This is a genomic window from Paenirhizobium selenitireducens ATCC BAA-1503 (assembly GCF_900492185.1).
Lineage (GTDB): Bacteria > Pseudomonadota > Alphaproteobacteria > Rhizobiales > Rhizobiaceae > Allorhizobium > Allorhizobium selenitireducens_A.
In genome coordinates, this window is sequence record NZ_UEYP01000004.1 from 322,288 (window position 1) to 349,242 (window position 26,955).

Annotated in this window: 26 protein-coding genes and 3 tRNA genes; 15 read left to right on the plus strand and 14 right to left on the minus strand. The window is 63.2% G+C overall.

Features of this window, described 5'->3' with window-relative positions:
- Positions 1 to 86 precede the first annotated feature (86 nt).
- A complete protein-coding gene (locus RHIZ70P_RS22990) occupies positions 87 to 254 on the plus strand; it encodes a hypothetical protein (protein WP_181903991.1) in 168 nt (55 codons plus the stop codon).
- Between the two features lie 123 nt (positions 255 to 377).
- Here RHIZ70P_RS22990 and RHIZ70P_RS10160 read toward each other — a convergent pair whose 3' ends face one another.
- The 7 genes from RHIZ70P_RS10160 to RHIZ70P_RS10190 all read right to left on the minus strand — a co-directional run bounded on the left by RHIZ70P_RS10160 (position 378) and on the right by RHIZ70P_RS10190 (position 7,818).
- Positions 378 to 3,218, minus strand: a complete 2,841-nt coding sequence (locus tag RHIZ70P_RS10160) for a valine--tRNA ligase (RefSeq protein WP_115670190.1) — start codon at positions 3,216 to 3,218, stop codon at positions 378 to 380.
- A gap of 116 nt (positions 3,219 to 3,334) precedes the next feature.
- Positions 3,335 to 4,183 (minus strand): PopZ family protein, encoded by an 849-nt coding sequence (locus RHIZ70P_RS10165; protein WP_115670191.1) that lies wholly within the window; start codon positions 4,181 to 4,183, stop codon positions 3,335 to 3,337.
- A 148-nt stretch (positions 4,184 to 4,331) separates the two neighbouring features.
- Positions 4,332 to 5,717 carry a TolC family outer membrane protein gene (locus tag RHIZ70P_RS10170; RefSeq protein WP_115670192.1) on the minus strand — a complete coding sequence of 462 codons (1,386 nt, stop codon included), beginning with the start codon at positions 5,715 to 5,717 and terminating at the stop codon, positions 4,332 to 4,334.
- A gap of 252 nt (positions 5,718 to 5,969) precedes the next feature.
- Entirely contained in the window at positions 5,970 to 6,641 is a 672-nt protein-coding gene (locus RHIZ70P_RS10175) for a protein-L-isoaspartate O-methyltransferase family protein (RefSeq protein WP_181903992.1), read from the minus strand.
- A 141-nt stretch (positions 6,642 to 6,782) separates the two neighbouring features.
- A complete protein-coding gene (locus RHIZ70P_RS10180) occupies positions 6,783 to 7,112 on the minus strand; it encodes a hypothetical protein (protein ID WP_115670194.1) in 330 nt (109 codons plus the stop codon).
- A gap of 174 nt (positions 7,113 to 7,286) precedes the next feature.
- A tRNA-Cys gene (locus tag RHIZ70P_RS10185) sits at positions 7,287 to 7,360 on the minus strand.
- Positions 7,361 to 7,530: 170 nt separating this feature from the next.
- Positions 7,531 to 7,818 (minus strand): hypothetical protein, encoded by a 288-nt coding sequence (locus tag RHIZ70P_RS10190; protein ID WP_115670195.1) that lies wholly within the window; start codon positions 7,816 to 7,818, stop codon positions 7,531 to 7,533.
- Positions 7,819 to 7,979: 161 nt separating this feature from the next.
- Here RHIZ70P_RS10190 and RHIZ70P_RS10195 point away from each other — a divergent pair.
- A tRNA-Asn gene (locus RHIZ70P_RS10195) sits at positions 7,980 to 8,054 on the plus strand.
- Positions 8,055 to 8,200: 146 nt separating this feature from the next.
- Complete coding sequence (locus RHIZ70P_RS10200; RefSeq protein WP_115670196.1) at positions 8,201 to 8,425, plus strand: hypothetical protein; 225 nt, start codon at positions 8,201 to 8,203, stop codon at positions 8,423 to 8,425.
- A 116-nt stretch (positions 8,426 to 8,541) separates the two neighbouring features.
- Here RHIZ70P_RS10200 and RHIZ70P_RS10205 read toward each other — a convergent pair whose 3' ends face one another.
- The gene (locus tag RHIZ70P_RS10205) at positions 8,542 to 9,468 is read right to left on the minus strand and encodes a diguanylate cyclase (RefSeq protein WP_181903993.1); all 927 of its coding nucleotides are present in this window, start codon (positions 9,466 to 9,468) and stop codon (positions 8,542 to 8,544) included.
- 295 nt (positions 9,469 to 9,763) lie between these two features.
- On the opposite strand from RHIZ70P_RS10205, the gene RHIZ70P_RS10210 reads away from it, so the two are divergent.
- The 5 genes from RHIZ70P_RS10210 to RHIZ70P_RS10230 all read left to right on the plus strand — a co-directional run bounded on the left by RHIZ70P_RS10210 (position 9,764) and on the right by RHIZ70P_RS10230 (position 15,292).
- Positions 9,764 to 11,224, plus strand: a complete 1,461-nt coding sequence (locus tag RHIZ70P_RS10210) for a cryptochrome/photolyase family protein (RefSeq protein WP_115670198.1) — start codon at positions 9,764 to 9,766, stop codon at positions 11,222 to 11,224.
- A gap of 201 nt (positions 11,225 to 11,425) precedes the next feature.
- Positions 11,426 to 12,466, plus strand: coding sequence for a cysteine synthase A (locus RHIZ70P_RS10215; RefSeq protein ID WP_115670199.1), 1,041 nt, complete (start codon positions 11,426 to 11,428; stop codon positions 12,464 to 12,466).
- Positions 12,467 to 12,471: 5 nt separating this feature from the next.
- On the plus strand, positions 12,472 to 13,209 hold the full coding sequence (locus tag RHIZ70P_RS10220) for an alanyl-tRNA editing protein (protein WP_115670200.1): 738 nt from the start codon (positions 12,472 to 12,474) through the stop codon (positions 13,207 to 13,209).
- 20 nt (positions 13,210 to 13,229) lie between these two features.
- Complete coding sequence (gene sseA, locus RHIZ70P_RS10225) at positions 13,230 to 14,663, plus strand: 3-mercaptopyruvate sulfurtransferase (RefSeq protein ID WP_115670201.1); 1,434 nt, start codon at positions 13,230 to 13,232, stop codon at positions 14,661 to 14,663.
- A gap of 155 nt (positions 14,664 to 14,818) precedes the next feature.
- Positions 14,819 to 15,292, plus strand: coding sequence for a DUF1203 domain-containing protein (locus RHIZ70P_RS10230; protein ID WP_115670202.1), 474 nt, complete (start codon positions 14,819 to 14,821; stop codon positions 15,290 to 15,292).
- A gap of 112 nt (positions 15,293 to 15,404) precedes the next feature.
- On the opposite strand, the gene ald is transcribed toward RHIZ70P_RS10230, so the two are convergent.
- Positions 15,405 to 16,523, minus strand: coding sequence for an alanine dehydrogenase (gene ald / locus RHIZ70P_RS10235; RefSeq protein ID WP_115670203.1), 1,119 nt, complete (start codon positions 16,521 to 16,523; stop codon positions 15,405 to 15,407).
- Positions 16,524 to 16,676: 153 nt separating this feature from the next.
- On the opposite strand from ald, the gene RHIZ70P_RS10240 reads away from it, so the two are divergent.
- Entirely contained in the window at positions 16,677 to 17,138 is a 462-nt protein-coding gene (locus RHIZ70P_RS10240; protein WP_115670204.1) for an Lrp/AsnC family transcriptional regulator, read from the plus strand.
- Between the two features lie 96 nt (positions 17,139 to 17,234).
- Positions 17,235 to 17,570, plus strand: a complete 336-nt coding sequence (locus tag RHIZ70P_RS10245) for a PilZ domain-containing protein (protein WP_115670205.1) — start codon at positions 17,235 to 17,237, stop codon at positions 17,568 to 17,570.
- Positions 17,571 to 17,573: 3 nt separating this feature from the next.
- On the opposite strand, the gene RHIZ70P_RS10250 is transcribed toward RHIZ70P_RS10245, so the two are convergent.
- Positions 17,574 to 18,386, minus strand: coding sequence for a hypothetical protein (locus RHIZ70P_RS10250; protein WP_147293986.1), 813 nt, complete (start codon positions 18,384 to 18,386; stop codon positions 17,574 to 17,576).
- A gap of 225 nt (positions 18,387 to 18,611) precedes the next feature.
- On the opposite strand from RHIZ70P_RS10250, the gene RHIZ70P_RS10255 reads away from it, so the two are divergent.
- Positions 18,612 to 20,606: a bifunctional 2',3'-cyclic-nucleotide 2'-phosphodiesterase/3'-nucleotidase gene (locus tag RHIZ70P_RS10255; RefSeq protein ID WP_115670207.1), complete on the plus strand. Its 1,995-nt coding sequence runs from the start codon at positions 18,612 to 18,614 to the stop codon at positions 20,604 to 20,606.
- Between the two features lie 48 nt (positions 20,607 to 20,654).
- On the opposite strand, the gene RHIZ70P_RS10260 is transcribed toward RHIZ70P_RS10255, so the two are convergent.
- Entirely contained in the window at positions 20,655 to 21,638 is a 984-nt protein-coding gene (locus tag RHIZ70P_RS10260) for a LysR family transcriptional regulator (protein WP_115670208.1), read from the minus strand.
- Positions 21,639 to 21,782: 144 nt separating this feature from the next.
- Between RHIZ70P_RS10260 and RHIZ70P_RS10265 the strand changes: the two genes are divergently transcribed.
- The gene (locus tag RHIZ70P_RS10265) at positions 21,783 to 22,400 is read left to right on the plus strand and encodes an FMN-dependent NADH-azoreductase (protein ID WP_115670209.1); all 618 of its coding nucleotides are present in this window, start codon (positions 21,783 to 21,785) and stop codon (positions 22,398 to 22,400) included.
- A gap of 97 nt (positions 22,401 to 22,497) precedes the next feature.
- Here the strand turns inward: RHIZ70P_RS10265 and RHIZ70P_RS10270 are convergent, their stop codons facing one another.
- Both RHIZ70P_RS10270 and ilvA read right to left on the minus strand, forming a co-directional pair.
- On the minus strand, positions 22,498 to 22,821 hold the full coding sequence (locus tag RHIZ70P_RS10270; RefSeq protein WP_115670210.1) for an HlyU family transcriptional regulator: 324 nt from the start codon (positions 22,819 to 22,821) through the stop codon (positions 22,498 to 22,500).
- A 93-nt stretch (positions 22,822 to 22,914) separates the two neighbouring features.
- Positions 22,915 to 24,165, minus strand: a complete 1,251-nt coding sequence (gene ilvA, locus RHIZ70P_RS10275; protein WP_181903994.1) for a threonine ammonia-lyase — start codon at positions 24,163 to 24,165, stop codon at positions 22,915 to 22,917.
- A 98-nt stretch (positions 24,166 to 24,263) separates the two neighbouring features.
- Between ilvA and RHIZ70P_RS10280 the strand changes: the two genes are divergently transcribed.
- The 3 genes from RHIZ70P_RS10280 to RHIZ70P_RS10290 all read left to right on the plus strand — a co-directional run bounded on the left by RHIZ70P_RS10280 (position 24,264) and on the right by RHIZ70P_RS10290 (position 26,718).
- Positions 24,264 to 25,718: a TrkH family potassium uptake protein gene (locus tag RHIZ70P_RS10280; protein WP_115670212.1), complete on the plus strand. Its 1,455-nt coding sequence runs from the start codon at positions 24,264 to 24,266 to the stop codon at positions 25,716 to 25,718.
- A 67-nt stretch (positions 25,719 to 25,785) separates the two neighbouring features.
- On the plus strand, positions 25,786 to 26,394 hold the full coding sequence (locus RHIZ70P_RS10285) for a hypothetical protein (protein ID WP_115670213.1): 609 nt from the start codon (positions 25,786 to 25,788) through the stop codon (positions 26,392 to 26,394).
- 66 nt (positions 26,395 to 26,460) lie between these two features.
- On the plus strand, positions 26,461 to 26,718 hold the full coding sequence (locus RHIZ70P_RS10290; RefSeq protein WP_115670214.1) for a hypothetical protein: 258 nt from the start codon (positions 26,461 to 26,463) through the stop codon (positions 26,716 to 26,718).
- A gap of 18 nt (positions 26,719 to 26,736) precedes the next feature.
- Here RHIZ70P_RS10290 and RHIZ70P_RS10295 read toward each other — a convergent pair.
- Positions 26,737 to 26,822: transfer RNA gene (locus tag RHIZ70P_RS10295), tRNA-Leu, on the minus strand.
- Between the last annotated feature and the right edge of the window lie 133 nt (positions 26,823 to 26,955).

The following is a 26,955-nucleotide window of genomic DNA, read 5'->3' on the forward strand; positions in this document are numbered from 1 at the left end:
AATCTTGCAACCTCTCCCCCGAACAGGGGTGCCTTGCCTCAATTTTTACGTAAAGACTCTTCCGCGCACGTAAGATGGATGCAGTCTTGGACTATTATTCCATCTTGAGCGACATTCAGGCGGCACGGGAGAATTTCATTCCATTTTCCGCTGGTTGCGTTGCCGATATGCCACAAAACCCAATTTGTGTGCGCACGGTCACAATCTTGTCTGGAAGCGCGCTTCATGCCATCGCCGCGATCGCAACGCCTTGAAATGTCTGCGTGCCGCGGCGATTTGCAACCCAAGATAGGAGGCAGGTGCGCTTTTATCTGAGAATCAGCCTGCGATCGCTCTAGAAAAAAGAAAGGGCGGCCGCAGGCCGCCCCCTAGATCGGTCAACCGGCTTCGACGACTCTCTTGAGTGCCGTGTCGAGGCTTGCCTTTTGCTGTTCCAGCTCTTGATAACGCTCGCGCTCGGCGGCGACAACGTCCGGATTGGCATTGGCGACGAACTTCTCGTTGGCGAGTTTTCCGGCAATGCGACCCATCTCCTGCTCGACCTTGGCAATCGCCTTTTCGAGCCGCGCCCTTTCCGCCGAAAGATCGATCAACGTGCCGAGCGGCAAGCAGGCGGTTGCCTCACCGACAACGATCTGAGCGGCTCCCTTGGGCGCCTCGTCGGCAAGCGTGATCGCCTCGACACGGGCGAGGCGCTTGATCGACGCCTCGTGGCGAACAAGGCGGTCACGCGTCACACTGTTTGCCCCGACGACAACCAGCGGCGCCACGGCACCCGGCGGCACGTTCATCTCGGCCCGCACGGAGCGGATGCCCGAAACCAGGTCGACCAGCCAGTTGATGTCGGCGGCGGCCAGGTCGTCGGCAAAATCCGGTGCCGGCCAGGCCGCGTGGCACAGCAGGGAATCGCGTGCCCTGCCCTCGCCCGCCGTATGGGCCCAGAGCTCTTCCGTCATGAACGGCATGAACGGATGCAGCAGCTTATAGGTTTCCTCGAGCACATAGGCCGCGCAAGCCTGCGCTTCCGCCTTGGCCTTCTCGTCCTCGCCGGAGAAGACCGGCTTCAGGAGTTCGAGATACCAGTCGCAGAAGCTGTTCCAGACGAAGCGATAGAGGCTGCCCGCTGCCTCGTTGAAGCGGAAGCTGGCGATCGCTTCCGTTACATCGCGTTCGGTGCGCGCCAGCTCGGTCAGGATCCAGCGGTTGATGGCAAGCGTCGTGGTTTCCGGAAGGAAGTGCGGGTCGCTCTTTGCCCCGTTCATCTCGGCAAAGCGCGTGGCGTTCCACAGCTTGGTGCCGAAATTGCGATAGCCGGCGATGCGGGCCGGATCGAGCTTCACGTCGCGGCCCTGCGCCGCCATGATGGCCAGCGTGAAGCGCAGCGCGTCGGCACCATATTCGTCGATCAGTTCGAGCGGATCGATGACGTTGCCCTTCGACTTCGACATCTTCTGGCCGTTCTTGTCGCGAACCAGTGCATGCACGTAGACGGTATGGAAGGGCTCGACCGGATTGCCGGCGTCGTCCTTCATGAAGTGCAGGCCCATCATCATCATCCGGGCAACCCAGAAGAAGATGATGTCGAAGCCGGTGACCAGCACGTCGGTCGGGTAGTATTTCGCCAGTTCCGGCGTGTCGCCCGGCCAGCCGAGAGTCGAGAAGGGCCAGAGCGCCGATGAGAACCAGGTATCGAGCACGTCCTCGTCGCGGGTGAGGATCTCGCCGGGGGCAAAGTTCTCGAGCTTTTCCTGGACCCAGGCCTTCCACGGGCCTTCATGGGCCAGATAATGCTGGACGGCGGCGTCGAGCGCCTCTTCCTCGGTCTTCTCGACGAAAACCTGACCGTCGGGACCATACCAGGCCGGGATCTGGTGCCCCCACCAAAGCTGGCGCGAGACGCACCACGGCTGGATGTTTTCCATCCATTCGAAATAGGTCTTTTCCCAGTTCTTCGGCACGAACTTGGTGCGGCCCGCGCGAACGCTCTCGATCGCGGGCTTTGCCAGCGTCTTGGCGTCGACATACCACTGTTCGGTCAGCCGCGGCTCGATCGGCACGCCGCCGCGGTCGCCATGCGGGACCATGTGCTTGTGCGGCTCGATCTTGTCGACGAGGCCCTCGGCCTCGAGGATCTCAACGATCTTCTTGCGGGCGGCGAAGCGGTCCATGCCTTCGAGCTCGCCCCAGACCATTTCCTGCTCGCGGTTCGGCGTAAGCCCCTCAAGAAAGTCCTCGTCGCCGACGATGGCGATATTGCCCTCGACGGTCAGCACGTTGATGGCCCGCAGGCCGGCACGCTTGCCGACCTCGAAATCGTTGAAGTCATGGGCGGGCGTCATCTTGACGGCGCCGGTGCCGGCGGTCGGATCGGGATATTCGTCGGCGACGATCGGGATCTTGCGGCCGACGATCGGCAGGATGACGTGCTTGCCGACGATCGCCCTGTAGCGCTCGTCGTCGGGATGAACGGCAATGCCGGTGTCGCCGAGCATGGTTTCGGGACGCGTCGTGGCAACGACCAGATAGTCGCGGGTCTCGTACTCGGTCGGCTTGCCCTCTTCGTCAAAGGCGACCGGATGCTGGTAGGTGACCCCCTCTTCCAGCGGATACCGCAGATGCCAGAGATTGCCGTTGACCTCGACCTGCTCGACCTCCAGGTCCGAGATCGCCGTCAAGAGCTTCGGGTCCCAGTTGACGAGCCGCTTGTCCTTATAGATCAGGCCCTCCTTGTAGAGCGTGACGAAGACTTCGAGAACGGCTTCGGACAGGCCCTCGTCCATGGTGAAGCGCTCGCGCGACCAGTCACAGGAGGCGCCGAGGCGCTTCAGCTGGTTGAAGATCAGGCCGCCCGACTCGTCCTTCCATTCCCAGACCTTCTCGATGAAGGCCTCGCGTCCCATCTCGCGACGGTGCTGCTGGGTCTCCATCAGTTTGCGCTCGACCACCATCTGGGTGGCGATGCCGGCATGGTCCATGCCCGGCTGCCACAGCACGTCCTTGCCGCGCATCCGCTCGAAGCGGATCATGATGTCCTGCAGCGTGTTGTTGAGCGCATGCCCCATGTGCAGCGAACCGGTGACGTTCGGCGGCGGGATGACGATGGTGAACGTGTCCTCGCCGGGCTTGGCATTGGCGCCGGCGCGAAACGCGTCCGCCTCTTCCCAGGCCTTGGCGATCTTCGGTTCGACGGCGGCGGAATCGTAGGTCTTTTCGAGCATTTTGGACCACACTTCGGGGTTCTTGTTGCAGCTTGGTAAATAGGATGGCCGATTGTGAGTCAATAAAAAAGCCGCCCCGGCGACGGAGCGGCTTGATGCCGGATCGGGCCGGAAAATCAGCGGCGCGGGCCGCGCGCCACGCGCTCGATTTCTTCCCGCACGAGGCGCTCGACCAGCGTCGGCAGATTGTCGTCCAGCCATTCCTGCAGCATCGGCCGCAGCATTTCCTCGGCCATCTCGTCGAGCGAGCGACGCTGCTGTCCGTCGAGGACGGCGGCAAGTTCGCCGAAGGAGCGCGACACCTGCTCGACGGTCGCTGCGGATACCAGCATCCTCAGGTCCTGCCCGTTCTCGGACGGGACCGGCGCGCGAACGGGTTCTGCTTCCGGCTGAACAACAGCCAGCGCCGCCTGTTCGACATCGGCCATGGCCGCAGCCTCAAACTCGGATTTCTCGGCGATGTCGGCGTCGGGCTGTACGCTTGTCATTTCCACGCGCGGCTCTGCCGGGCGCGGATCAGCGGCGGCCCGCAGATCGGCCATGCGGCCGGTCATGGTCGGATTTTCGGCGCGCGGCGCCTGAACGGCGGGCTCGGCGAGCGCGGTCTCGATGAAAGAAGGACGCTCGACCCTTTCGGAAGCGGAGCGAACCCGCGCGGCAAGATCGGCGAGCGAGATATTCTTCGCCCGATCCCCCTCGACCGCGGGCTGCGGGGCAACGGGAGCCGGGCCTGGCACCGGACCGGCATCATTCGCCGCCACCATTTCGGCCGCGGCATAGGCATCCTCGTCATCGATCGTCAACCGGACATCGCTATCGATCTCATCCGCATCGTCGCCATAGACCGGCGGCAGGGAAGAGGAAACCGACTGGCTGCCGCCGGGATCATTGCTTTCGATGATCCGGCGGATCGAGGCCAGAATCTCTTCCATGGACGGTTCACGCGCTACACTTGGCTGGGCCATATTCATCCCCGTTGGTCCCCGACAATCGGCACGCGGCAGACAGCCTGGCCGACTTCGAATCACCTTAGGATACTCGCTCGTTGAAAAAAATCACGCGGACCCAACTAATTGGGGCTGATGCACAGCTTTGTTGGACCGGGCCGCGAGGTCAGCGGCCATCCACCGTGCGCAGGCCGAACCAGGCATCCTTGACCGCCTCATAGTGCTCCTCGGAGCGATACTCGGCCACATCCAGCCCCTGGCTCTTGATCGTCAGACGGCCCGATGCCGCCAGCACACTATAGCTCGCCACGACGGAATTGCGCTGGTAGCTGACCAGACTTTCCTTGGCCTCGAGCACGGTCTGCTGGGCATTCAGCACGTCGAGGGTGGTCTTCTGCCCGACATTGCGTTCCTCGATCACGCCCTGCAGCGCCAGATTGGCGGCGGACAGCTGCTTGCGGGCGGCGGAAATCGCGGCGGTCGCCGCCTCCATCTGGGCATAGGCGGAGGTTACCTGCTGCTGCACGCTGGCGCGGGCGGAATCCACCTTGATGCGCTGTTCGCCGAGCGTTTCCTTCGCCTTGCGGACATTGCCGTACTCGGCGCCGCCCTGATAGATCGGGATCTTCAGCTGTGCCGAGACGGTGGCCGATGTTGCATCCGGGTTCGAGAATGAAGGCGGCTCGTTCGTCCAGTTGCGCGAGACATTGCCCTGGACAACGACGCCGGGAAGAAGCGTGCCTTCGGCGGACTTCACCTGGTAGCCGGCGGCATCCACGGCGTGGAGGGCAGCCAGCACGTAAGGGTGTTCGCGAATGCCGATGGCGACCGCCGCATCGATACTCGGCGGCAGTGCCTTCGTCGCGGGCGCCGGCTGCTTGACGCCCTTGGGCGCCTCTCCAACCACCTGCACATAGGCAGCTTCGCTCTGCTTCAGCTGGGCGATCGCCGCGGCGAGCAGCGCCTGCGAACCGGCAAGCTGGGCTTCCGCCTGGCTGACATCGGTGCGGGTCCCCTCGCCCACCTCCAGACGGGCCCTGGCGGCGTTCAGCTGCTCCTGGAGAAAGGCCAGGTTCTGCTTGCGGATCACGACGATCTGCTGGTCGCGGGCGACATCGGCATAGGCCTGGGCGGCGGCAAGCAGGATCGAGATCTCCTCGGCCCTCAGGCTCTCGCGGCTGGCGAACACCCCGGATTCGGCAGCCCGGACATTGTTGAGCGTCTGGAAACCGTCAAAAATCTGCTGGGTGATGGAAATGCCGACGCTCTGCGTGTTGTAGCCAAAGCTCGGGCTGGGCGGCGACGTGATATCCGTGATGCGGGTGCTGGACGCCGAGGCCGTGGCGGCAATCTGCGGCCGCATGCCGGCCTTGGCGATGGTGACGTTCTCGTCGGTGGCGCGAAGGGCTGCACGCACCGCATTGAGATCCGGATTGTTTTCATAGGCCTTGGCCATGGCGCCGAACAGCGTCTCGGCCGATACCGGCCCGGACGGCAGCACGAGCGCGGGGAGGATTGCGGCAGCGAGAGCGGTATTCCGAATGAACGACACAGGTCACTCCACATATGAGGGGGCGCGCCACCGGAGGCCTCGCCCGATGCGCGGCCGCGGATTCATGCGCGGCGGCGCATCAAAACAAACTATGCGGACTTGATGACCCGTCGCGGCCCGAGCCGCAACGGCAGCGCCCGGCCCGGGCGGAAAAACCGGAGAACCGTTGCGCTTCGGCAACATCTTCATTCGTAACTGATTAAATCGCCACCAGACGCCGATGAGTTCGGGGGGAATGCCCGGCTGAGCGGATCAGAATACGAATTCGGCGGCCCTGCGGAAACCCGGCAGCGGCTTGATCGCCGCATTGAAATATTCGGAATAGGACCAGGAGCCGCCGGCGCGGATGTAGAGCCGCGCGCGCGCTGCATTGCCGTAGCCGACCACGGCGACCAGTCGCCCACCTTCGCGCAGTTGGTCGAGCAGGGCCTGCGGCACCTCTTCGATCGCGCCCTCGACAAAGATCACGTCATAGGGCGCCTCTGCCGGATAGCCCTTCTCCAGCTCTCCGGTCACTACAGCCACATTGTCGCAACCGAGCTTCGCAAGCGTTGCCGTCGCCTTTGCCGCCAGCGCTTCATCGCTTTCGACGGCGACCACGGATCCGGCCAGTTCGGACAGAAGGGCTGCCGCGTAGCCTGCGCCGCAGCCTATGACCAACACCAGTTCGTCCTTGGTGATCGCGCCGAGCTGCAGGAGCTTGGCCAGCGGCGACGGCTCCATGACATAGCGGGCGGGCTGGCCATTTGCCGCGGGTGCGACCTGCATGTCTTCGTCGATATAGGCGAGCGGCCGCAGATTGTCCGGCACAAAGGCCTCGCGCGGCACCGACAGGAAGGCGTTCAGCACGGAATGGGACGTCACGTCGGTCGTGCGGATCTGGTTGTCCACCATCTTGATGCGTGCTGCGGCAAAATCCATCATGTCAGTCGTCCCACTTGCGGCCGGTTTGTGTCAGCTGTCTTAATTGCAGGCAGCACCGCTTTCAAGCGGGGTTGACGCGATGGGAACAGATTATCGCCTCGGGAAGGACCAGGGCGAGGCCCTGCCCCGCTGCATCGTCCATCATTCCTCAATCGAGTAGACGTCCGACTCGCAGAAATCGACCTTGTTGGTCACATCATAGAAGCTGTCGTCCTCGAACACCGCCCGGGTGGTGTAGACGCAGGCATCGCTGCCGTCGGCAATCGTCAGGCTGCGCGACTTGCCGGCCCACAAGCCTTTCTTGTTCAAAAGTTCGAGGCGCTTGCCATCCCCGCCAACCGGCGTCGCATAGAACTTGACGATCATGCGGGAGGTGTTGTTTTCCAGCTTGAAGGCCAGATTTTCCGCATAGGCCGCAGACGGAGCGAAAATCGCGGCGGCGATCAGGGCAAGAGAAGCAAATTGGCGCATCGTGTCGGCTCCCGGTTGATACCGAAGCAGATCTAGCCGAGCGGTGGTCCCGCGCAACGGGCCGGATCGGCCAAAACTGCGCCAATCGGGCCGCGAGAGCCATTAAGCCCAATTCTGGCCGCACGGAGCGACGATGTCGATCTTCTGAAAGGTGGAGGTGGAGGAAGCAGGAAGTGGAGGCCTCGCCCGGAATCGAACCGGGGTGCAAGGATTTGCAGTCCTCTGCGTAACCACTCCGCCACGAGGCCGTCCGTTTGCTTAAAAGCGAGTGGTGGGCGGCGTTTAGAACGGATCGTGATGGAGCGCAAGGGGCTTGGCGGTTCTCGCTCGCGAATTTTTGCTTAGCACCCCTCGCCCGCGAATATTTCGCGAAGCATGGACCGCGAAACCGCCAAGGACACCTGCGGCGAGGATCGGTTCACCGCTTGCCGGCGCGATGGACCGTCGGATAGCGCTTGCGCCACCAGATCGCCAGCCGACGCCGGCGCCGGCGCACCGTCGCGAGATCGTGGGACAGCACGAACAGGCCGAGCGGCACCATCCAGAAGCCGAGCACCGGCAGGAAACCCAAAAGGCCACCGCCGACCAGCGCCGATCCGGCCACGACCCGACCGAGCTTGGTTCGCGGAAACGGCAGCTCATAGCGGCCCAGCACGATGCGGCCCCGCTCGGCGTCTATGTAGTGTCTGCGTCTCTGGCTGGCCATTCAAATCCCTTGCAAAACCTGGGAAAGCACAGCCTGCCCGGTCCGGCAAAACATGGGATGCCCACAGAATAAAGCAAGGCCGTGACATTTTTTTTGAAAAATCGCTTGGCAAATCGAACGGGCGTTTGTATTACCCCGCTCACACCGCGCCAAGCGGCTGTTCCCTGGTAGCTCAGCGGTAGAGCATTCGACTGTTAATCGACAGGTCGCCGGTTCGAATCCGGCCCGGGGAGCCATAGAATTCAAGGCCTGCGCCGAAACAGCGCAGGCCTTTTTCGTTTCTATCGCGTCCAAACGATTCTTCGGTGGCCCCGGAAACCCTGTCTTCATTTTTGCCTGCTATCTCCACCGACATAATGGTCGCTATCAGGAGAAAATTCATATGTGGCTCCAGCTTCATGACGGGGACGGTTTTCCCTTCTTTGTGAACATGGACAATGTCGTCGATTTTCGCTGGTACGAACGGGAAAAATACACCTGCCTGCTGACGACCGCCCCTGTCGCCGAGAAACTGCACCGCCTGTTCGTCCGGGAAAGCGCAGTCGAAATCATGCAGATGATCAAGGGCCAGACCAGGCCGGCGTCGAAGATCGCGGCCGCCTCCTGACAGCGGCATTGACCCGCGGGCGCATTCGTTCCCCGTAACAGGTCCGGCGGCGCCACCACATCGTGGCGCCTGCCGCCCGGCGCGCGCCGGACGCCGGGCCGGAGATCAGGCCCGGCCTAGGCCGATTTCTCGGGGCCCGCCGGCATCTCGTCCATCACAGCGTCCCAGGTGACGACCCGGTTTCTTCCCTGCGCCTTGGCCAGGTACAGCGCCCGGTCGGCGCGCTCGATCGAACGCTCGACAGGCAGGTGCGGATGGAGATCCGCCAGGCCGACCGAGGCGGTGACGCTAAACCCGGCCTTGCCTTCGGCCGTGAACGGCAGGGCGGCGATCCCCTCTATGAACCGGTTGAGAATCTCGCCACCGGTGGCGGCGTCGGTGTCCGGCAGGCTGATCAGGAATTCCTCGCCGCCATAGCGGTATATCTTGTCGTAGGGTCGCAGGCGGGCCATGATCCAGCGGGCGACTTCGACCAGCACCGTGTCGCCGACCAGATGCCCGTAATTGTCGTTGACCGACTTGAAGTGATCGAGGTCCAGCATGGCGACGACGCAGACATGGCTGCGCCGGACGAACTCCTGCTGCTCGCGAAGGGCGCTCAGCATGCCGATACGGCTCGGCGCTCCCGTCAGGGGATCGAGATTGAACAGGGCTCTCTGGAGCTCGTCCCGGACGCTGGACATTTCGAGGTTCATGCGCTTCAGCGCGCCGACGAAACGCTCGTAATCCGCGCGCGCCACCACGCGGCCGTCCGTCAAGGATCGAAGCAGGTGCGCGGCGCATTTGTGCATGCGCTCGTGCTCGATGCCGATCTCTAGAAAGCCCGGATGGTTCTTCAGCGCAATCGATCCGGTCTGGTAATACCATTGGCCGAAGCGGCACTGGCAGTGGGCATCGGCCCTAAGGTCCATCTCGTCCGGCACGGCCCGGCAGACCAGAGTGCCGTGGAGCTTTTCCGCCCATTGCTCATGGTGGTAGGCGGCCTGCTCGAGCTCCCTCAGCGCCATCCGCATGAACTCGTCGGATATGTTGGGGATTACCATCCTCATCTCCCGGCTATTCCGATCGGCTGGCGCATCCCGGCGCCGTGCACACATTCTGGCAACCTTAGCGCATGTGAGGTTTCCCCGAGGTGAAGAACAAACAAATATTGCGATATTTCGATAGGCGTCTCGCAATCCACGCTTCGATCGCGACCGGCGCCCCGGCCGGCCCAAGCGCCGGCGCCCTTCTCCCGATCGTCTGACTGACCTATGCATTTTGTCGGCGTGCGACGTGATCCTGACGAGGCCTTCGAGCGTAAGGCCTTTCAAGGCGCATGCAGCATGGTGAAATAAGATGACGAATTCCGAGAGCACCCCCATCATCCTGTGGTTCCGCAAGGACCTGCGGCTCGAAGACAATGCGGCGCTGGCCTGTGCGGCCGAGTGCGGGCGCCCGATAATCCCCGTCTACATTCTGGAGCCCCGCGAGGCGGGAAACGGCCCGCTCGGCGCCGCGCAGGCCTGGTGGCTGCACCACGCCCTGCAAGCGCTGCACCGCGCCCTTGAACAGGCCGGCAGCCGGCTGATCCTCAGACGCGGACCGGCCGATGCCGTGCTCGGCGCGCTGATCGCCGAGACCGCGGCCGACAGGGTGTTCTGGAACCGCCGCTATGACCCGGCCGGGATCGCGGTCGATTCGGCACTCAAGGAAGAAATGACTCGAAGCGGCCTGACCGTGCGCAGCTTCGCCGGCCAGCTCCTGCACGAGCCGTCCCGGCTGAAAACCGGTGCCGGCGGACCCTACCGGGTCTATACGCCATTCTGGCGCGCGCTCGAGGCCTCGGGGGAACCCGCGGAACCGATCCCCGCCCCCACCCGTCTTGCCGCGCCGGACAGCTGGCCCGCCTCGGAGCGGCTGGAGACGTGGAGGCTGCTGCCGACCAAGCCGGACTGGGCTGAAGCGTTCTCCACCGTCTGGACACCAGGCGAGGCGGGTGCCCGGCAAAGGCTTGAAGACTTTATCGACACGGGTCTTTCAGGCTACAAGGCCAGGCGCGACTATCCGGCGCTTCCCCACACCTCCATGCTATCGCCGCATCTGGCGCTCGGCGAAATCTCGCCGGCGACCGTTTGGCACGCGACACGCGGCCTGACGGAGCGCTTGGCCGCCGAAGACGTGATCCATTTCCGCAAGGAACTCGCCTGGCGCGATTTCTCCTACCATCTGCTCTATCACTTCCCTGAACTCGACACGAAGAACTGGAACGAGCGGTTCGACGCCTTTCCCTGGCAGGACGCGCCGGACCTTCTTGAGCGCTGGCAGCGCGGGCAGACGGGCTATCCGATCGTCGATGCCGGCATGCGCCAGCTTTGGCGGACGGGCTTCATGCACAATCGCGTGCGGATGATTGTCGCTTCATTCCTGATCAAGAACCTGATGATCGACTGGCGCGAAGGCGAGCGCTGGTTCCGCGACACGCTGGTCGATGCCGATCCGGCCTCGAATGCGGCCAGCTGGCAGTGGGTGGCGGGTTCCGGCGCCGATGCAGCGCCATTCTTCCGCATCTTCAATCCGATCAGCCAGGGCGAGAAATTCGACGTCAACGGCGACTATGTCCGCGCCTTCGTGCCGGAACTCGCAAAACTCGACGCCGCCTTCATCCACAGGCCGTTCGAGGCGCCGCCCGCGCTTCTTGCCGCCGCCGGCGTAAAGCTTGGGGAGACCTATCCCCTGCCGATCGTCGATCACAAGGCCGCCCGCAACCGGGCCATGGCAGCCTACCAGGCGCTCCCGCGGCCGGACGACGCCGCCTGAACCGCCGCCGCCCGCTCCACATAACTCCTGGCAACAAGAGCCCCGGTCCGCAGTCGTGAGCCCGGTGCGAAGGAGCACCTGCTGTCGTCTGGCATGGTTTTCCTCAAGCCACCGAAAGGTTGAAAACCGTTTCCTTGCCATTGAACGCTTGTGCCCGGAAAAGTCGCCGCTTAATCTTCTGGCAAAGAGAAGGCAGATCCGATGACATTCCATCCATCCGTTCTCGAGGCGATCGGCAACACGCCGCTGATCCGGCTGAAGGCCGCATCCCAGGCGACCGGCTGCACCATCCTCGGCAAGGCGGAATTCCTCAATCCCGGCCAGTCGGTCAAGGATCGCGCGGCACTCTTCATCATCCGCGATGCCGAGCGGCGCGGCCTGCTCAGGCCCGGCGGCGTGATCGTCGAGGGAACCGCGGGCAATACCGGCATCGGCCTGACGCTGGTCGCCAAGGCGCTCGGCTATCGCACCGTGATCGTCATTCCCGAGACGCAGAGCCAGGAAAAGAAGGACGCCCTCAAGCTGCTCGGCGCCGAGCTGGTCGAGGTCCCGGCCGTCCCGTACAAGAACCCGAACAACTACGTGAAGCTCTCCGGGCGGCTCGCCGCCGAACTCGCCAAGAGCGAGCCGAACGGCGCGATCTGGGCCAACCAGTTCGACAATACCGTCAACCGCGACGCCCATATCGCCACCACCGCCCGGGAGATCTTCGACCAGACCGGCGGCGAGGTCGACGGCTTCATCTGCGCCGTCGGTTCCGGCGGCACGCTGGCCGGCACCGGCATGGGCCTTCGCCGGCTGAAACCCGAGGTCAAGATCGGCCTTGCCGATCCGGAAGGGGCAGCACTCTACGAATACTATAAGAACGGCGCGCTGAAGTCGTCCGGCTCCTCGATCACCGAAGGCATCGGCCAGGGCCGCATCACCGCCAATCTCGAAGGTTTTGCGCCGGATTACGCCTACCAGATCCCGGACGCCGAAGCGCTCGACATCGTGTTCGACCTGGTCGAGCACGAGGGCCTGTGCCTCGGCGGCTCGTCCGGTATCAACATCGCGGGCGCCATCCGCCTTGCGCGGGATCTCGGGCCGGGCCATACCATCGTCACCGTGCTTTGCGACTACGGCAACCGCTACCAGTCCAAGCTGTTCAATCCGGACTTCCTGCGCTCCAAGCAGTTGCCCGTACCGGCCTGGATCGAGAGAAAGACCGAGTTCGCGGTGCCCTTCGAACCGACAGAGTGAGACCCATGCCGACCACCGCCCTCTACCGCGACGACTTCTATCTTGCCACTGCCGAGGGCGTTGTCACACGGATCCATGAAGACGGCGCGATCGAGCTCGACCAGACCTGCTTCTATGCGACGTCCGGCGGCCAGCCGGGCGATACGGGCCTGTTCGAACGTGCCGATGGCTCGAAGATCGAGATCGCGCTCACCCGCCACGGCGAGAGCAAGGACATCATCCTGCACCAACCAGCCGAGGGCCAAGCCCTGCCGTCCGTCGGCGAAAAGCTGGTGCTGCATGTCGACTGGCCGCGCCGCTACAAGCTGATGCGCATGCATACCGCCTGTCACCTGCTGTCCGTCGTCTGTCCCTATCCGATCACCGGCGCCGCGGTCGGAGAGGACGAGAGCCGCGTCGACTTCGACATGGGCGAGACGATCGACAAGGAGCAGGTGACCGCCGACATGATGCGGCTCGTCGAGGAAAATCACCCGGTCTTCCTCCAGTGGATCACGGATGAGGAGCTGATCGCCAATCCCGCCATCGTCAAATCGAAGAACGTGCGCCCGCCGATCGGCATGGGACGCGTCAGCCTGGTGTGCATCGGGGAGAATTCGAGCGTTGACAGCCAGCCCTGCGGCGGCACACATGTCTCCGAGACCCAGGAGGTCGGGGCGATTCACATCGCCAAAATCGAGAAAAAAGGCAAGGAGAACCGTCGGTTCCGCATTCGTTTCGGCACCCCGGAGGCCTTGACCTGAAAGAGCATGGGGAGAAGTGCATGGCCGCGGAGAGAAGCCGTTTCGTCGTTTCCGCCGACTGGGTGGAAAAGCAGCTCGGCGCACCGGAATTCAGGATCGTCGATGCATCCTGGTACCTGCCCGCGCAGAACCGAAACGGCGCGGTCGAATACGCCTCCGGACACATTCCAGGTGCCGTCTTCTTCGATCAGGACGCGATCGCCGATCAGACCACCGGACTTCCCCATTCGCTGCTCTCTCCGGCCAAATTTGCCGAGGAAATGGGCCTGCTCGGCATTTCCGTGACCGACACGATCGTCGTCTATGACGGCCCCGGCTTCTTTTCGGCGCCGCGCGCCTGGTGGATGCTGCGCGTCATGGGTGCCCGCAACGTCTATGTGCTCGACGGCGGCATCGACGCCTGGAAGGCCGAAGGCAGGCCCCTGGAAACCGATCTTCCGGAGCCGGCTCCCGTCACCTTCGACTACAAATTCGATCGCAGCCGCGTCACCTCCTTCAATGAGATGCGCGACATTGCCGAGAGTGGCATTCGTCAGATCGCCGATGCAAGGCCTGCCGGGCGCTTTACCGGTGAAGAGCCCGAGCCCCGCGCCGGCATGCGCTCCGGTCACATCCCCGGCGCCCGCAGCGTGCCCGCCTCCTCGCTCTCCGAAAATGGCCACCTCAAGGACCTGCCGACGCTGCGTTCGATCTTCACCGAGGCCGGCATCGATTTGAGCCAGCCGATCATTACCAGCTGCGGCTCGGGCGTCACCGCTGCCGTCGTGACGCTTGCCCTTGAATCGCTCGGGCATACCGACAATTCCCTCTATGACGGCTCCTGGTCCGAATGGGGCGGACGCGACGACACGCCGGTGGCGACGGGACCGGCGGAAACCGTGCCGACCACCGCGCATGGGCCGCTCACCGCCCATGTCACACGGCTCGAAATGACGGCGCCGCCCAAGGCGAGCCTGCCGATCCCGGTCAATATCCAGACGGCGATCATGCGTACCCATGAAATCCCGGTGCCGTTCTACCGCTTTCTGCAGCGCCAGGTCGGCGCGCGCTGGCATTGGTACCAGCGCCTGCGGATGAGCGAAGGCGAACTCAAGGCGATCATCCATGCGCCCAAGGTCACCATTTCGGTGCTCTACGTAAACGGTGCGCCGGCGGGTTTCTACGAACTCAGCCAGGAAAGCGAAGAACTGGTCGAACTTTCCTATTTCGGCCTGTTTGAGCACGCGCTCGGCCTGGGGCTCGGCAAATGGTTCCTGCTCCAGGCGCTCTATGCGGCCTGGCAGTCCAACCCGCAGAAGGTCTCCGTCACCACCAATACGCTCGACCATCCGCGGGCGCTGCAGCTCTATCAGCAGTTCGGTTTCTCGCCGGTCGAGACCTATGAGGCCCTGGTCGATCCGCTGAGCGAACACGAGCTTCTGCAAATGCTGCGCCGCGACGGCGCGGCGCTCTAAGGGCAAGGCTCCTTCCCCGCGACAGATCCCGCGCCGCGCTCTCTTATGAAGACGCGGCGCGACTGGGGCGCGAATCCTTGGCTCGCGGCAGGAATCGGGTGGCCGGCCATCGCCGTCGGCGGCATGGTCGTCGCATCCAAGCGGAGACGACCCCGATGACGGCCATTGTTTTTAACGCCATTCCCACCACCGACGCCGAAGCCCTGTGGGCCGGCGCGCCTGATGCCTACGGGCTCCGTCCCGAACGTCGCTTCACCCAGGGGGACGGCTATCCGTGCCGCCACTGCCTCGGCTTCATCGGCGTCGGCGAACCCTATCTCACCCTCGCCTACCGGCCTTTCCCATCGCTCCAGCCCTATGCCGAGACCGGGCCGATCTTCCTGCACGGCGAGCCCTGCCCGCGCTACACGGCAAGCGAAGTCATGCCGCCAGTGCTGACGCAGAGCCCGGACTTCATCCTGCGCGGCTATGGCCATGACGACCGCATCATCTACGGCACCGGCGCCGTCACCTTGCGGGAGAAGGTCGAGGACCGAGCGCGAGAACTCCTCGGAAAGCCTGAGATCGCCTATGTCCATGTGCGCTCGGCGCGCAACAATTGCTACCAGTGCCGGATCGACCGGGCCTGAGGACGAGAATGAAAAAGGGCCGGCCTGATGGGAAAGGCCGGCCCTTTGTGTCCGTTCCCCGGCAATCGGTGACCTGACGCCGGGGAAACGGGACGAAACTCAAGAGCCGCGATCAGGCCACGTTGAGCACCAGTTCCGGCGCGTGCATCTCATAGCCCAGCGCCTCGGCAACGGGTCTGTTGGTGATCCGCCCGCGATGGACGTTGAGGCCGTTGCGCAGATGCCGGTCCTCGGCAATGGCGCGCAAGCCCCGATCGGCGAGCGCAAGCCCATGCATCAGCGTGGCATTGTTCAGCGCATGTGCCGAGGTGACCGGAACGGCGCCCGGCATGTTGGCCACGCAATAGTGCACGACACCGTCGACCACATAGGTCGGATCGGAATGGGTGGTGGCGTGCGAGGTCTCGAAGCAGCCGCCCTGGTCGATCGCCACGTCGACTATGACGGAGCCTTCCTTCATGCCGGACAGCATGTCGCGCGTCACCAGCTTCGGCGCGGCGGCGCCGGGAATGAGCACCGCGCCGATCACCAGATCGGCGGCAAAAACCTCGCGCTCCAGGTCGTCGATGGTCGAATAGACCGTGTGGACGCGGCCGGCGAACAGATCGTCGAGCTGGCGCAGCCGCGGCAGCGAGCGGTCGATGATGGAGACGTCGGCGCCGAGACCGGCTGCCATGCGGGCCGCATGCAGCCCGACGACGCCGCCGCCGATGACGGCGACCTTGGCGGGAAGAACGCCGGGCACGCCGCCGAGCAGGATGCCGGAACCGCCATGGGCCTTCTGCAGGGCGGTCGCACCCGCCTGGATGGCGAGGCGACCCGCCACTTCCGACATCGGCGCGAGCAGCGGCAGGCCGCCGCGATCGTCGGTCACGGTTTCATAGGCGACGGCGGTGACGCCGCTTTCGACCAACCCCTTCGTCTGATCCGGATCGGGCGCAAGGTGCAGATAGGTGTAGAGGATCTGACCTTCGCGCAATTGCACCCATTCGCTCGGCTGCGGCTCCTTGACCTTGACGATCATGTCGGACTTTTCAAACACATCGCTGGCCGATCCGGCGATCCTGGCGCCGGCAGCGATATAGGCGCCGTCGTCCGCTCCGATGCCCGCCCCCGCGCCCGTCTCGATCAGCACCTGATGGCCGTGCGCCACGTATTCGCGCACCGCGCCTGGCGTCAGACCGACGCGATATTCGTGATTCTTGATTTCCTTCGGGCAGCCAACGCGCATCTTCGTTCCTCTCGTGCCGGCTTCAGGCCGGTCATTGATCAAGGCGCGAATTGAAACATCGGAGCCGGGACAATGTCCTTGCAAATTCCGCTTGCTTGGCGGAAATTTTCGCAGACAATTGCGTTTTTCTTATAGTGTTCGAAGGTTCTTCGAATGTCCGATCTCGACACCATCGATCTTGCCATCCTCAAGGAACTGCAGCAGAACGGCCGCATCACCAATGCCGAACTGGCGCAGAAAGTGGGCCTCAGTCCTTCGGCCTGTTCGCGCCGCCACGACCTTTTGGAGCGGTCGGGCATTATCAGCGGCTACCATGCGCGCCTGTCGAACAAGGCGCTCGACTACAAGATGGTGGCGATTGTCCACATTTCGCTGTCGGGCCAGTTCGCCAAGACGCTGGCCGAGTTCGAGACGGCGGTGAAGAAATGCCCGCATGTGCTCGTCTGCTACCTGATGTCGGGAGAATACGACTACATCCTGCGCGTCGCCGCCAAGGATCTCCAGGATTACGAGCGCATCCATCGCGACTGGCTGTCGGCCCTGCCGCATGTGGTCAAGATCAATTCCAGCTTTGCCCTGCGCGAGGTGATCGAACGCTCGAATGTCGGCCTATAGGATGGCGAGATTTTTACCATCTCGCTTCAGGTGACGGAAAGAGTTCGTCCCTATTCTCCTTCAAGATAAACCACCTGTCTTGAGCGCGAGAAGCCGATGCAGCCGAAACTGAACATGGATGTTCGAAAATCCGCCCGCAGCCAGTGCCGGATCGACAGCCGGATCCGCCACCTCAACCAGTCGACGGACGGCCGCGTCCTGAATATTTCGCGCACCGGCATTGCCTTCGAGATCTATGGGAAATTGCATGCCGCCAGCGGCAGCACCGTGCTGATCGAGAACGACGCCATCGGCCTCATCGAAGGCACCGTGCGGTGGTGCCGCAACGGTCGCCTCGGCGTGCAGATCAAGCAGAACAGCAACACCCTCGCGCAGATGTCGGCCTATTTCCGCAACTTCCACAAGGAGGTGCGGCCGGTGCTGGCGCGCTAGCTCCTAGCGGATCATTTCCATTCGCGTCGCCTTCAGCTCGATGTCGAACGGTTGAATGGCATTGTTGCCGAGCAGGAAGCGAAGATCATTGACGTAGTTCCGGCTCTTGCTGATCTCCAGCGCCAGCGGCTGGCCCGACGGATCCGCCGCAGGCCCGGCCAGGGCTTCAAGCGAGAACTGAGCGTTGTTGGCATTCGTCACGCCTTCGAGCGTCGCGGTCGCCGCCGCATCCGGTACGGACAGGCTGATGGAACCACTCGCAGCCGTGACCGCCTCCGAGGCCAGCACAGTGCCCGTGACATCCTTGAATATGACGCGGCAATCCGCGCAATCGCCGGCAATGGCCGAAGTGTCCAACGTCAGAAGAGGCACCTCCTGCCCCTGTGGCGCCGGCGCCGTCTGCGCATGTGCCGGACTGACCATGAGCTCCAGCCAACCTGTCCGGGTGGATACGGGAGCCGTCGATAGGTGCGCGCCGACCTGCTCCACCTTGATTTCCTTGGTGACCTGATTGGGCGTGCTGGACGCGCCGACGGTCGACAGGATAAAGGCTGGTGCGCCTATGCCCAGGATATAGGCCTTGCCGATGTTCGGCTCATTGCCGAAATGCGCGACGAGCCCGCCCAGCAAACCCAAGAGAGCAAAGATCACGATCGAAACCACGACGGCAAAGGTGATTGCCGTCCCTGGTTGGTCGACGAGGCGCGCGAGCCAGTCTGCGAGTTGACCGTCCTGTGCACGGACGAGAAGACGTGCCAGTTCGGGAGACATTCCCCCCAGAGCACCGGCGACAAAAGCGGACTTCAACCACTGCATGGTCCCCTCCCATTTTCGAGAATGGATCCATATTACTTCACAGGCCCGGCGTTTGCAATCTAAGATTGCTAGCATATCAATATACAATCAACTGCGACCGTCGCGCCGTCAAAATGCGCATGTCCGGTGTATGCCGGCCATCACACCCCTGTCATTTTACGGATGCACTCCTGCGCGAACGGACCTAGTCTTCCGTTCGAGACCGCCTTTTTGAAGGAGCCCCCCATGTCGTCCCTGATCGATCTCCACCCCATGTCCCGCCGCGCCTTCCTCGGCGGTTTCGCCGCCACGACGGCGCTCATCACGCTCCATCCGTTTGCCGTGCGCGCCAATGGCAATGCCACCCAGGCGCATCTGAGGCTGATGGAAACGACCGACATCCACGTCAACGTGATGCCCTACGACTATTATGCCGACAAGCCCAACGACACGATGGGGATCGCCCGCACCGCCTCGATCATCGACAGCATTCGCGCCGAAGCCGGAAATTCCATGCTGGTCGACAATGGCGACCTTCTGCAGGGCAATCCGATGGGCGACTACATGGCCTACAAGAAGGGCATGAAGGCCGGCGACCTGCATCCGGTGATCAAGGCGATGAACGTGCTCGGCTATGACTGCGGAACCGTCGGCAATCACGAATTCAACTACGGCCTCGACTTCATGTTCAACACGCTCGGCGGGGCGAATTTCCCGATTGTCTGCGCCAACCTGACCAAGGGCCAGCTCGCCAGCGATCCGAGAAAAGACGAGCTGCACTTCAAGCCCTATGTCATCGTCGAGAAGATGATCAAGGACGGCGCCGGTGGCGAGAGCCCGATCAAGGTCGGCTTCATCGGCTTCGTGCCGCCGCAGATCATGCTGTGGGATGCCAAGAACCTCGAGGGCAAGGGCCAGACCCGCGACATCGTCGAGGCGGCCCGCGCCTGGGTGCCGGCGATGAAGGAGGAAGGCGCCGATCTCGTGATTGCCCTTTCCCATTCCGGCATCGACGGCAAGGGCCTGAGCGAGCGCATGGAAAACGCCTCGCTCTATCTCGCCGGCGTGGAGGGCATCGATGCGATCTTCACCGGTCACCAGCATCTGGTCTTCCCCGGCCCCAAGGATTTCGCCGATATCCAGGGCGTCGATGCGGCCAGAGGCACGCTGCTCGGCAAGCCGGCGGTCATGGCCGGCTTCTGGGGCTCGCATATGGGCCTGATCGATCTCTTGATCGAAAAAGACGGCAATGGCTGGAAGATCGTCGACTTCACCTGCGAAGCCCGGCCGATCTACCACCGCGACGACAACCGCAAGATCGTCGCCGACGTCACCGACAAGACCGAGATCGTCGCCTCGGTCGCCGACGAACATGCCGCCACCCTCGATTATGTCCGCACCCCCGTGGGCAAGACCTCGGCGCCGCTCTATTCCTACTTCGCGCTGGTCGCCGACGATCCGTCGGTGCAGATCGTCTCCAATGCCCAGACCTGGTACATCAAGGACATGCTGAAGGACGGCCCGCACAAGGACCTGCCGGTGCTTTCGGCCGCCGCTCCCTTCAAGGCCGGCGGACGCGGCGGCGCGGACTATTTCACCGATGTCGCGGCCGGCGACATCGCCATCAAGAACGTCGCCGACCTCTACCTCTATCCCAACACCGTCCAGGCCGTGGTGATCACCGGCGAGCAGGTCAAGAACTGGCTGGAAATGTCCGCCGGCATGTTCAACCAACTGACGCCCGGGAACAAGGACCAGCCGCTGCTCAATCCGGACTTCCCGTCCTACAATTTCGACGTGATCGACGGCGTGACCTATCAGATCGACCTCTCCCAGCCGGCGAAGTTCGACAAGGAGGGCAAGGCGGTGAACCCGGACGCGAACCGCATCGTCAACCTGATGTTCGACGGTAAGCCGATCGACCCGGCGCAGAAGTTCGTCGTCGCCACCAACAATTACCGCGCCGGCGGCGGCGGTAAGTTCCCCGAGATCGCAGCCGACAAGGTGGTCTTCGTAGCCCCCGACACAAATCGCGACGTGATCGTGCGCTACATCATCGCGCAGGGCGAGATCAACCCGTCGGCCGACGGCAACTGGTCATTCGCCCCGATGGCCGGCACGACGGCGATCTTCGAAAGCGGGCCGAAGGGCCGGCAATATGCCTCGGCGATCAAGGGCGCCAAAATCGAGGATGCCGGTGACGCCGCCGAGGGCTTTGCCAAGTTCCGCCTGGTTCTCTGAGGAAACCGACGGAACGGTTGACTTGCGGGGTGCAGAGGCACCCCGCTTTCAAACCGCCCTGTTCAGGCGGCCAGACTCCGCCCCATGCGCCGGTGTCTCATGCAGCAATTGCAGAGCGTCCGAGACGGATGTGGGGCAGCGCAAGAGCGTGTCGCGGAACCGCTCGACCAGCCATTTTGCCGCCGGTCCGGGAGGGCTCGCCGCGGGCCAGGCGGCGAAGATCGGATAGTCCATCGTCTCGTAAGCATCGACGTCGAGCCGGACGATCTCGCCGCTCGCCAGCTCGTCGCGCAGCATCGCCAGCGGCACGCCGCCCCAGCCGAGCCCTCCGGCGATCAGCTGCTTCTTTGTCGCCATGTCGCTCACTCGCCAGGTGCGGCGCGAGAACACATTGAAATCCTTGCCGTCGCTCGGCGCGGTCGAATCCGCGACGACGATCTGGATCTCCTCGCGCACGTCCGAAGTCGTGAGGCGCCGCCCGAGCCTGGCCAGGCGATGATCGCGAGCCGCGACAGGCGTCAGGAAGGACACGCCGATCCGCTCGCTGGTGAGGGCATCGGTCGACATCTCCATCGAGCCGCCGATGCCGACATCGATCGCGCCCTGGTCCAGCAGACGGCTGACGAGAAACGGGCTGCCGACTGTCAGCCGCAATCGTACTGTCTCGAAACTCTCCTGGAAGTCTCGCAATACCTCGACCAGAAGCCGGTCCGGCACCATGACGCTGACGGCAAGCTTCACTTCGCCCTCGAGGCCCTGCGTCAACGCCTTGCTGCGGGCGCGCAGGCTGTTGAGGTCCGAGATCATCCGGCGGGCATCTTCGAGGATCGCCCGCCCGGCATCGGTCAGCACCGGCTGGCGCGAGCCGCTGCGCTCGAGCAGCGTCAGTTGCAGCTGCGCCTCGAGATTGCCGATCGTGTAGCTGATCACCGACTGTGCGCGGTTGAGCTGACGCGCGGCGGCGGAAAAACTGCCTGTCTCGGCGACGGCGACGAAGACCTGCAACTGGTCCAGTGTGGGATTGGGAAGCATGGATCTATCCACTTCATCGATAGTTTCGATCCACATTATCACAGTTCAATCGATGGGAAATGGAGATTATCTGTGACGCACCGCCTGAGGCCGGCTCCCAGGGCCGCAAGCGGAAAGCCCGTTCCACACCCAGAGGTGACCTCCATGTCCTCCATCCTTCTCGTAACCGGCAGCACGCGCGGCGACGATTCGCTCTCCAACAAGATCGCCCGCCAGCTTGCCGACGACCTGTCCGCCAAGGCCGAGGCTTCCACCGTTGTCGAGCGCGACCTCGCCCGTGCCCCCCTGCCCCATATCGGCGCCGATTTCTCCTCGGCCATCCGCCTGCAACCGGAAGAGCGCACGGCGGCCCAGGCCGAAGCCATCGCTGTTTCCGATGCCGCGGTCGACGAACTGCTCGCCGCCGACACGATCATCATCTCGACCGGCTTCATCAACTTCGGCATTTCGTCGATCGTCAAATCCTGGGTCGACCATGTCGCCCGCGCCGGCCGTACCTTCCGCTACTCGGAGAACGGCCCGGTCGGTCTTGCGACCGGCAAGAAGGCCTATCTGGTGATCGCCTCGGGCGGCATCTATTCCTCCGGCCCGGGTGCGACGCTGGACTTCGCCGAACCCTATCTGCGTTCGGTTCTGACCTTCCTCGGCATCACCGATATCGAGACGATCCGCATCGAGGGCGTCGCCTATGGACCGGAAGCGGCCGAAAAGGCGATTTCCGCGGCGGAAGAAAAGGCGCGCGATCTGGCGCGCGCCGCCTGATCAGGACTAACATTGCCCACACCAAACATCGGCCGCCCGAGATCTCGTGGCGGCCGTTCTGTTTATGCGGCGATGGAGGGGTTGCGGCGGCTGAAGATCAGACGTTGCGCGATTTCACACCATCGGCAAACAGCGACGGGCCATTCTGGTCGATGATCTGGCGCGCTTTGCGGAAGGTGCATTCCAGCGCATCCTGCTCCGAGGTGAACACATCGGCGCGAATGAAGACGCGCTCCAGTGTCTCGCCGTTCACCTGCTTTTCGATCCGGCCGGCCAGGCGAAGCTGGCTGCCCTCGCGGATCGGCGCGGCAAAGATCACGCAGTCCTGATGGACCTGCGGTTCGGCAGCCGGGCCGGCAGACGCCTTTTCGGACTTGGGGCCGCCGGAAAACATCGAAAAGAGATTGGACAGAATGGACATGGCGCCTGCCTAGCATATCGGCGCGCCGGCCGGAAGACCAAAGCGCCGGCAACGTGCCGCGGTCCAAAATCGGCGATAGCGCCTCCCCATCCCTCAGATGATCAGGTTGGCGAGGATCTCGTTTTCGGTGATGTCCTCGTAGCCAAGGCCGGCAGTCTCGAAGCGCGAGAACAGGTCGGCAAAGCTCTTGCGGTCCCGCGTCTCGATGCCGATCAGGATCGAGCCGAAATTGCGCGCCGACTTCTTCAGGTATTCGAAGCGGGCGATGTCGTCGTCAGGGCCAAGCAGGTTGAGGAAATCGCGCAGCGCGCCCGGGCGCTGCGGCAGGCGCAGGATGAAATATTTCTTCAGGCCGGCATGGCGCATGGCGCGCTCCTTGACGTCCGGCAGCCGCTCGAAGTCGAAATTGCCGCCGCTGACCACGGCCACCACCTTCTTGCCCTCCAGCTTGTCCCGGCCCAACTGGTCGAGCGCCGCGATCGACAAGGCACCGGCCGGCTCCAGCACCACGCCCTCGACGTTCAGCATCTCGGTGATCGTCACGCAGACGGCGTTTTCCGCAATGATCATCACCTGTTCGGGCGTAAAATTTTTCAAGGCGGCGAAGTTGAGGTCGCCGATCCGCGCGACGGCCGCTCCGTCGACGAAATTGTCGACCTTCGGCAGCGTGACGATCTGGCCGGCCTCCAGGCTTTTCTTCAGGCTCGGCGCCCCGGCCGGTTCGGCAAACAGGAAGGCCTGGCGCGGCAGCCGGTCGGCGAGATATCCGGTGAGGCCGGCGGACAGGCCGCCGCCGCCGACCGGGACCACGACCAGGTCGGGCGTCACGCCCTCCGGCAACTGTTCGACGATCTCGGCCGCCACGGTCGCCTGTCCCTCGATGATGTCCGCATGGTCGAAAGGCGGCACCATGAAGCCGCCGATCGCCTCGACATGCTCGCGGGCCGCCGCATAGCACTGGTCAAAGATGTCGCCAAACAGGCGGATGGTGATGAATTCACCGCCGAAGGTGCGGGTCTTGTCGATCTTCTGCTGCGGTGTCGTCACCGGCATGAAGACCACGCCCTGTACGCCGAAATGGCGGCAGGCAAAGGCAAAACCTTGGGCATGGTTGCCGGCCGAGGCGCAGACGAAGGTCTTTTCCCCTGTCCCGTCGGCGACGATCTTGCGCAGGAAGTTGAAGGCGCCGCGGATCTTGTAGGAGCGGACCGGCGTCAGGTCCTCGCGCTTGAGATAGACCTGCGCACCGTATCGGGCGCTCAGATGTTCGTTGAGTTGCAGCGGGGTCGCGGGGAAAAGCTCCCGCAGGGCTTCGACCGCGGCCTCTACGTCCATCTTGGTCACGTCGTCCATCCGTTGAATTTTGATCTCGCTCCCGCTATGGCATAGAGACGTGGCGGAGACAAAGCATCTTTGCGCGGCAAACAAACCGGGAAATCTCCTTGAACGCCAGCCTCCTCCGTTCGGTCGTCTACATCGCCGCGCTCTGCGGCCTCTATCTTTCGACGGCGATGCTCGTCCCGGCCATGGTCGATCTCTATTACGGCCATGAGGACTGGCGGGTCTTCGCCACCTGCGCCTTCATGGTCGGCGGAATTTCGCTGATGGCGGCGATGGCGACGCGCGGCGTGCCGCCCACCTTCAGCAAGCGGCTCGGCTTCCTTCTGGTCAACGTGTTGTGGGCGGTCTTCGCGGTGGTCGGCGCCGTGCCCTTCATGTTTTCCGGCCCGGAACTCAACTTCGCCCAGGCCCTGTTCGAATCGATGTCCGGCATCACCACCACCGGTTCTTCGGTCATCTCCGGCCTCGACACGATGCCCCCCGGTCTCCTGATGTGGCGCTCGCTGCTCGCCTGGCTCGGCGGTATCGGCATCGTCGCGCTCGGTCTGTTCGTGCTGCCCTTCCTGCGGGTCGGCGGCATGTCCTTCTTCAAGATGGAATCGTCCGACACGAACGACAAGCCGTTCGCCCGGCTCGCCACCTTTACCCGCGCCTTCATGGCCATCTATGTCGGCATCACGCTTTTGTGCGCCATCGCCTATGATTTCGCCGGCATGAGCCATTTCGATGCGATCAACCACGCATTCTCGACGGTGGCGACCGCCGGTTTCTCGACGCACGACGCGTCCTTCGGTTATTTCCAGAGCGACGCGATCCTCTGGGTGTCGACCTTCTTCATGACACTGTGCAGCCTGCCGTTCTCGATCCTGATCGTCTTTGCCGTTCGCGGCCGGCTCGATGCGCTGCGCGACCCGCAGATCCTCGTCTTCCTCGGCTATGTCTCGGCCTTCGCCATTGCCACGGCCGTCTACAACCACGTGAAGAACGGCGTCGATCTCCTCGAGGCGCTCACCCATTCCTTCTTCAATTTCTCGTCGATCCTGTCGACCACCGGCTTTGCCAGCCAAGACTATCTGCTGTGGGGTCCTTTTGTCGTAATGGCCGCCTTCTTCGCGACCTTCATGGGCGGCTGCTCCGGTTCGACCGCCGGCGGCATCAAGGCTTATCGGTTCATCATCCTGTTCAACGTTATCACCACGGGGCTGAAGAAGCTGATCTATCCGAATGCCGTCTATTCCGTCCGCTACGGCAAGCAGACGGTCGATGCCGAAACCCAGCGCACCGTCTTCCTGTTTTTCAGTGCCTATGTCTTCCTGTGGGTGATGGGCAGCATGGTCATGGCCGCGCTCGGCTATGACTTCGCCACCTCTACCTCGGCGGTCATCACCGCCTTGTCCAATGTCGGTCCCGGCGTCAGCACATTGATCGGCCCGGTCGGCAATTTTGCCACCTTCAACGATCCGGAACTCTACCTGCTCTCGCTGATGATGCTGCTCGGCCGTCTCGAGGTCCTGTCCGTCCTGGTGTTGCTCATGCCCATTTTCTGGCGCACCTGACGAGACCGCTTGACGACTCTGCCCAATGTTTAAGACTGTGCTCATAAGGGATGAAAAGGGGGACGCGATGCAGGGACGGGCACGGATCGGCGGCAGGCAGCTCATAGCAGCACTTTTCGCCGGCGTATTGGCGGCCGTATCCGCTGCAACCGTGGCCAGGGCCGGAGCGCTTGCAGACGCCGCCCGCGAGGCGGAAGAGAAGGCCGCCGCCGGTGACGTGATCGGCGCCTATGACGCGATTCGCGACGCCTTCGGCGACTTCTCCATGACGCTGCCCTTCAGCGTCGGCAAGGCGGTATTCGTCACCGAGAAGCCCAAGGCCTACGGCGCCTATGCCGCCAAGCCGGAGCCGGTGTTCAGGCCGGGCGAGCCGCTGATCACTTATGTCGAACTGATCGGCTTGACCTGGAAATCAACCGGCGACGGTCTTGAGCACGCCAATTTCAGTGTCGACTTCGAAATCCTCGAACCCGACGGCAAGATCCTCGCGGCGCAGAAGGGTTTCGCCGAATTCACCTCGACCGGCCTGATCCGCAACCAGGAAATCTTCACGCATCTGACGCTCGACATCACCGGCGCCGAGCCCGGCGATTATGTTTTGAAGTACACGATCAACGATCTCGTCGGGGAACGCTTCACCAGTTTCGACCAGAAATTCACGGTGCGGGACAGGTAGCCCTCACAAACGCGCTGGAACCTGAATCGCCATGTGTCATTCTACCGGAGAAAAAGGAGAAGACCCATGAGACCTCTCGCCGCCCTCTGCCTGTTGGTGCTGCTTGCCGGCTGCACGAGCGCCACCCGCGAAATCGAGCCAATCCCCGGCAGCATCACCTATGGCGGAAACCCGTCGACCCGGCTAACCAAGTCGCCAGTTGGCAGCATTGTGTTCCACCGTTTCCAGGATCAGTTCGCCAAGGAATGGGAAGAGCGCTATGTGGTCCAGCCCGACGGCACACTGAAACTCGTCGACCGGCGCCGCTATCCCATTCCGGATTGATGATGGTCGAATTCTTGCTGGTGCGGACGGCGGGGATCGAACCCGCACAGCCTGAGGCCGAGAGATTTTAAGTCTCTTGCGTCTACCAGTTTCGCCACGTCCGCGCGGCAACCTGTTTCCCCGACTTGGCCGTCAAGGTCAAGGCCGTTCGGTCGCGGGCAGAGGCGTTTGTGCCCGCTGCCGTTTACGCCAAAGACAACGGCGGGGCCAGGCCCCGCCGTCTCATAATCTCCGTAA

What these genes read in the sequence shown, in the direction of transcription:
- RHIZ70P_RS10230 (WP_115670202.1), top strand. Translation starts at nt 14,819, where the DNA reads ATGACGGCCATTGTTTTTAACGCCATTCCCACCACCGACGCCGAAGCC.
- RHIZ70P_RS10215 (WP_115670199.1), top strand. Translation starts at nt 11,426, where the DNA reads ATGACATTCCATCCATCCGTTCTCGAGGCGATCGGCAACACGCCGCTG.
- RHIZ70P_RS10175 (WP_181903992.1), bottom strand. Translation starts at nt 6,641, where the DNA reads ATGATGGATTTTGCCGCAGCACGCATCAAGATGGTGGACAACCAGATC.
- RHIZ70P_RS10190 (WP_115670195.1), bottom strand. Translation starts at nt 7,818, where the DNA reads ATGGCCAGCCAGAGACGCAGACACTACATAGACGCCGAGCGGGGCCGC.
- RHIZ70P_RS10285 (WP_115670213.1), top strand. Translation starts at nt 25,786, where the DNA reads ATGCAGGGACGGGCACGGATCGGCGGCAGGCAGCTCATAGCAGCACTT.
- RHIZ70P_RS10240 (WP_115670204.1), top strand. Translation starts at nt 16,677, where the DNA reads ATGTCCGATCTCGACACCATCGATCTTGCCATCCTCAAGGAACTGCAG.
- RHIZ70P_RS10270 (WP_115670210.1), bottom strand. Translation starts at nt 22,821, where the DNA reads ATGTCCATTCTGTCCAATCTCTTTTCGATGTTTTCCGGCGGCCCCAAG.
- RHIZ70P_RS10290 (WP_115670214.1), top strand. Translation starts at nt 26,461, where the DNA reads ATGAGACCTCTCGCCGCCCTCTGCCTGTTGGTGCTGCTTGCCGGCTGC.
- RHIZ70P_RS10180 (WP_115670194.1), bottom strand. Translation starts at nt 7,112, where the DNA reads ATGCGCCAATTTGCTTCTCTTGCCCTGATCGCCGCCGCGATTTTCGCT.
- sseA (WP_115670201.1), top strand. Translation starts at nt 13,230, where the DNA reads ATGGCCGCGGAGAGAAGCCGTTTCGTCGTTTCCGCCGACTGGGTGGAA.
- RHIZ70P_RS10220 (WP_115670200.1), top strand. Translation starts at nt 12,472, where the DNA reads ATGCCGACCACCGCCCTCTACCGCGACGACTTCTATCTTGCCACTGCC.
- RHIZ70P_RS10200 (WP_115670196.1), top strand. Translation starts at nt 8,201, where the DNA reads ATGTGGCTCCAGCTTCATGACGGGGACGGTTTTCCCTTCTTTGTGAAC.
- RHIZ70P_RS10160 (WP_115670190.1), bottom strand. Translation starts at nt 3,218, where the DNA reads ATGCTCGAAAAGACCTACGATTCCGCCGCCGTCGAACCGAAGATCGCC.
- RHIZ70P_RS10260 (WP_115670208.1), bottom strand. Translation starts at nt 21,638, where the DNA reads ATGCTTCCCAATCCCACACTGGACCAGTTGCAGGTCTTCGTCGCCGTC.
- RHIZ70P_RS10205 (WP_181903993.1), bottom strand. Translation starts at nt 9,468, where the DNA reads ATGGTAATCCCCAACATATCCGACGAGTTCATGCGGATGGCGCTGAGG.
- RHIZ70P_RS10255 (WP_115670207.1), top strand. Translation starts at nt 18,612, where the DNA reads ATGTCGTCCCTGATCGATCTCCACCCCATGTCCCGCCGCGCCTTCCTC.
- RHIZ70P_RS10250 (WP_147293986.1), bottom strand. Translation starts at nt 18,386, where the DNA reads ATGCAGTGGTTGAAGTCCGCTTTTGTCGCCGGTGCTCTGGGGGGAATG.
- RHIZ70P_RS10210 (WP_115670198.1), top strand. Translation starts at nt 9,764, where the DNA reads ATGACGAATTCCGAGAGCACCCCCATCATCCTGTGGTTCCGCAAGGAC.
- RHIZ70P_RS10265 (WP_115670209.1), top strand. Translation starts at nt 21,783, where the DNA reads ATGTCCTCCATCCTTCTCGTAACCGGCAGCACGCGCGGCGACGATTCG.
- RHIZ70P_RS10165 (WP_115670191.1), bottom strand. Translation starts at nt 4,183, where the DNA reads ATGGCCCAGCCAAGTGTAGCGCGTGAACCGTCCATGGAAGAGATTCTG.
- RHIZ70P_RS10245 (WP_115670205.1), top strand. Translation starts at nt 17,235, where the DNA reads ATGCAGCCGAAACTGAACATGGATGTTCGAAAATCCGCCCGCAGCCAG.
- ald (WP_115670203.1), bottom strand. Translation starts at nt 16,523, where the DNA reads ATGCGCGTTGGCTGCCCGAAGGAAATCAAGAATCACGAATATCGCGTC.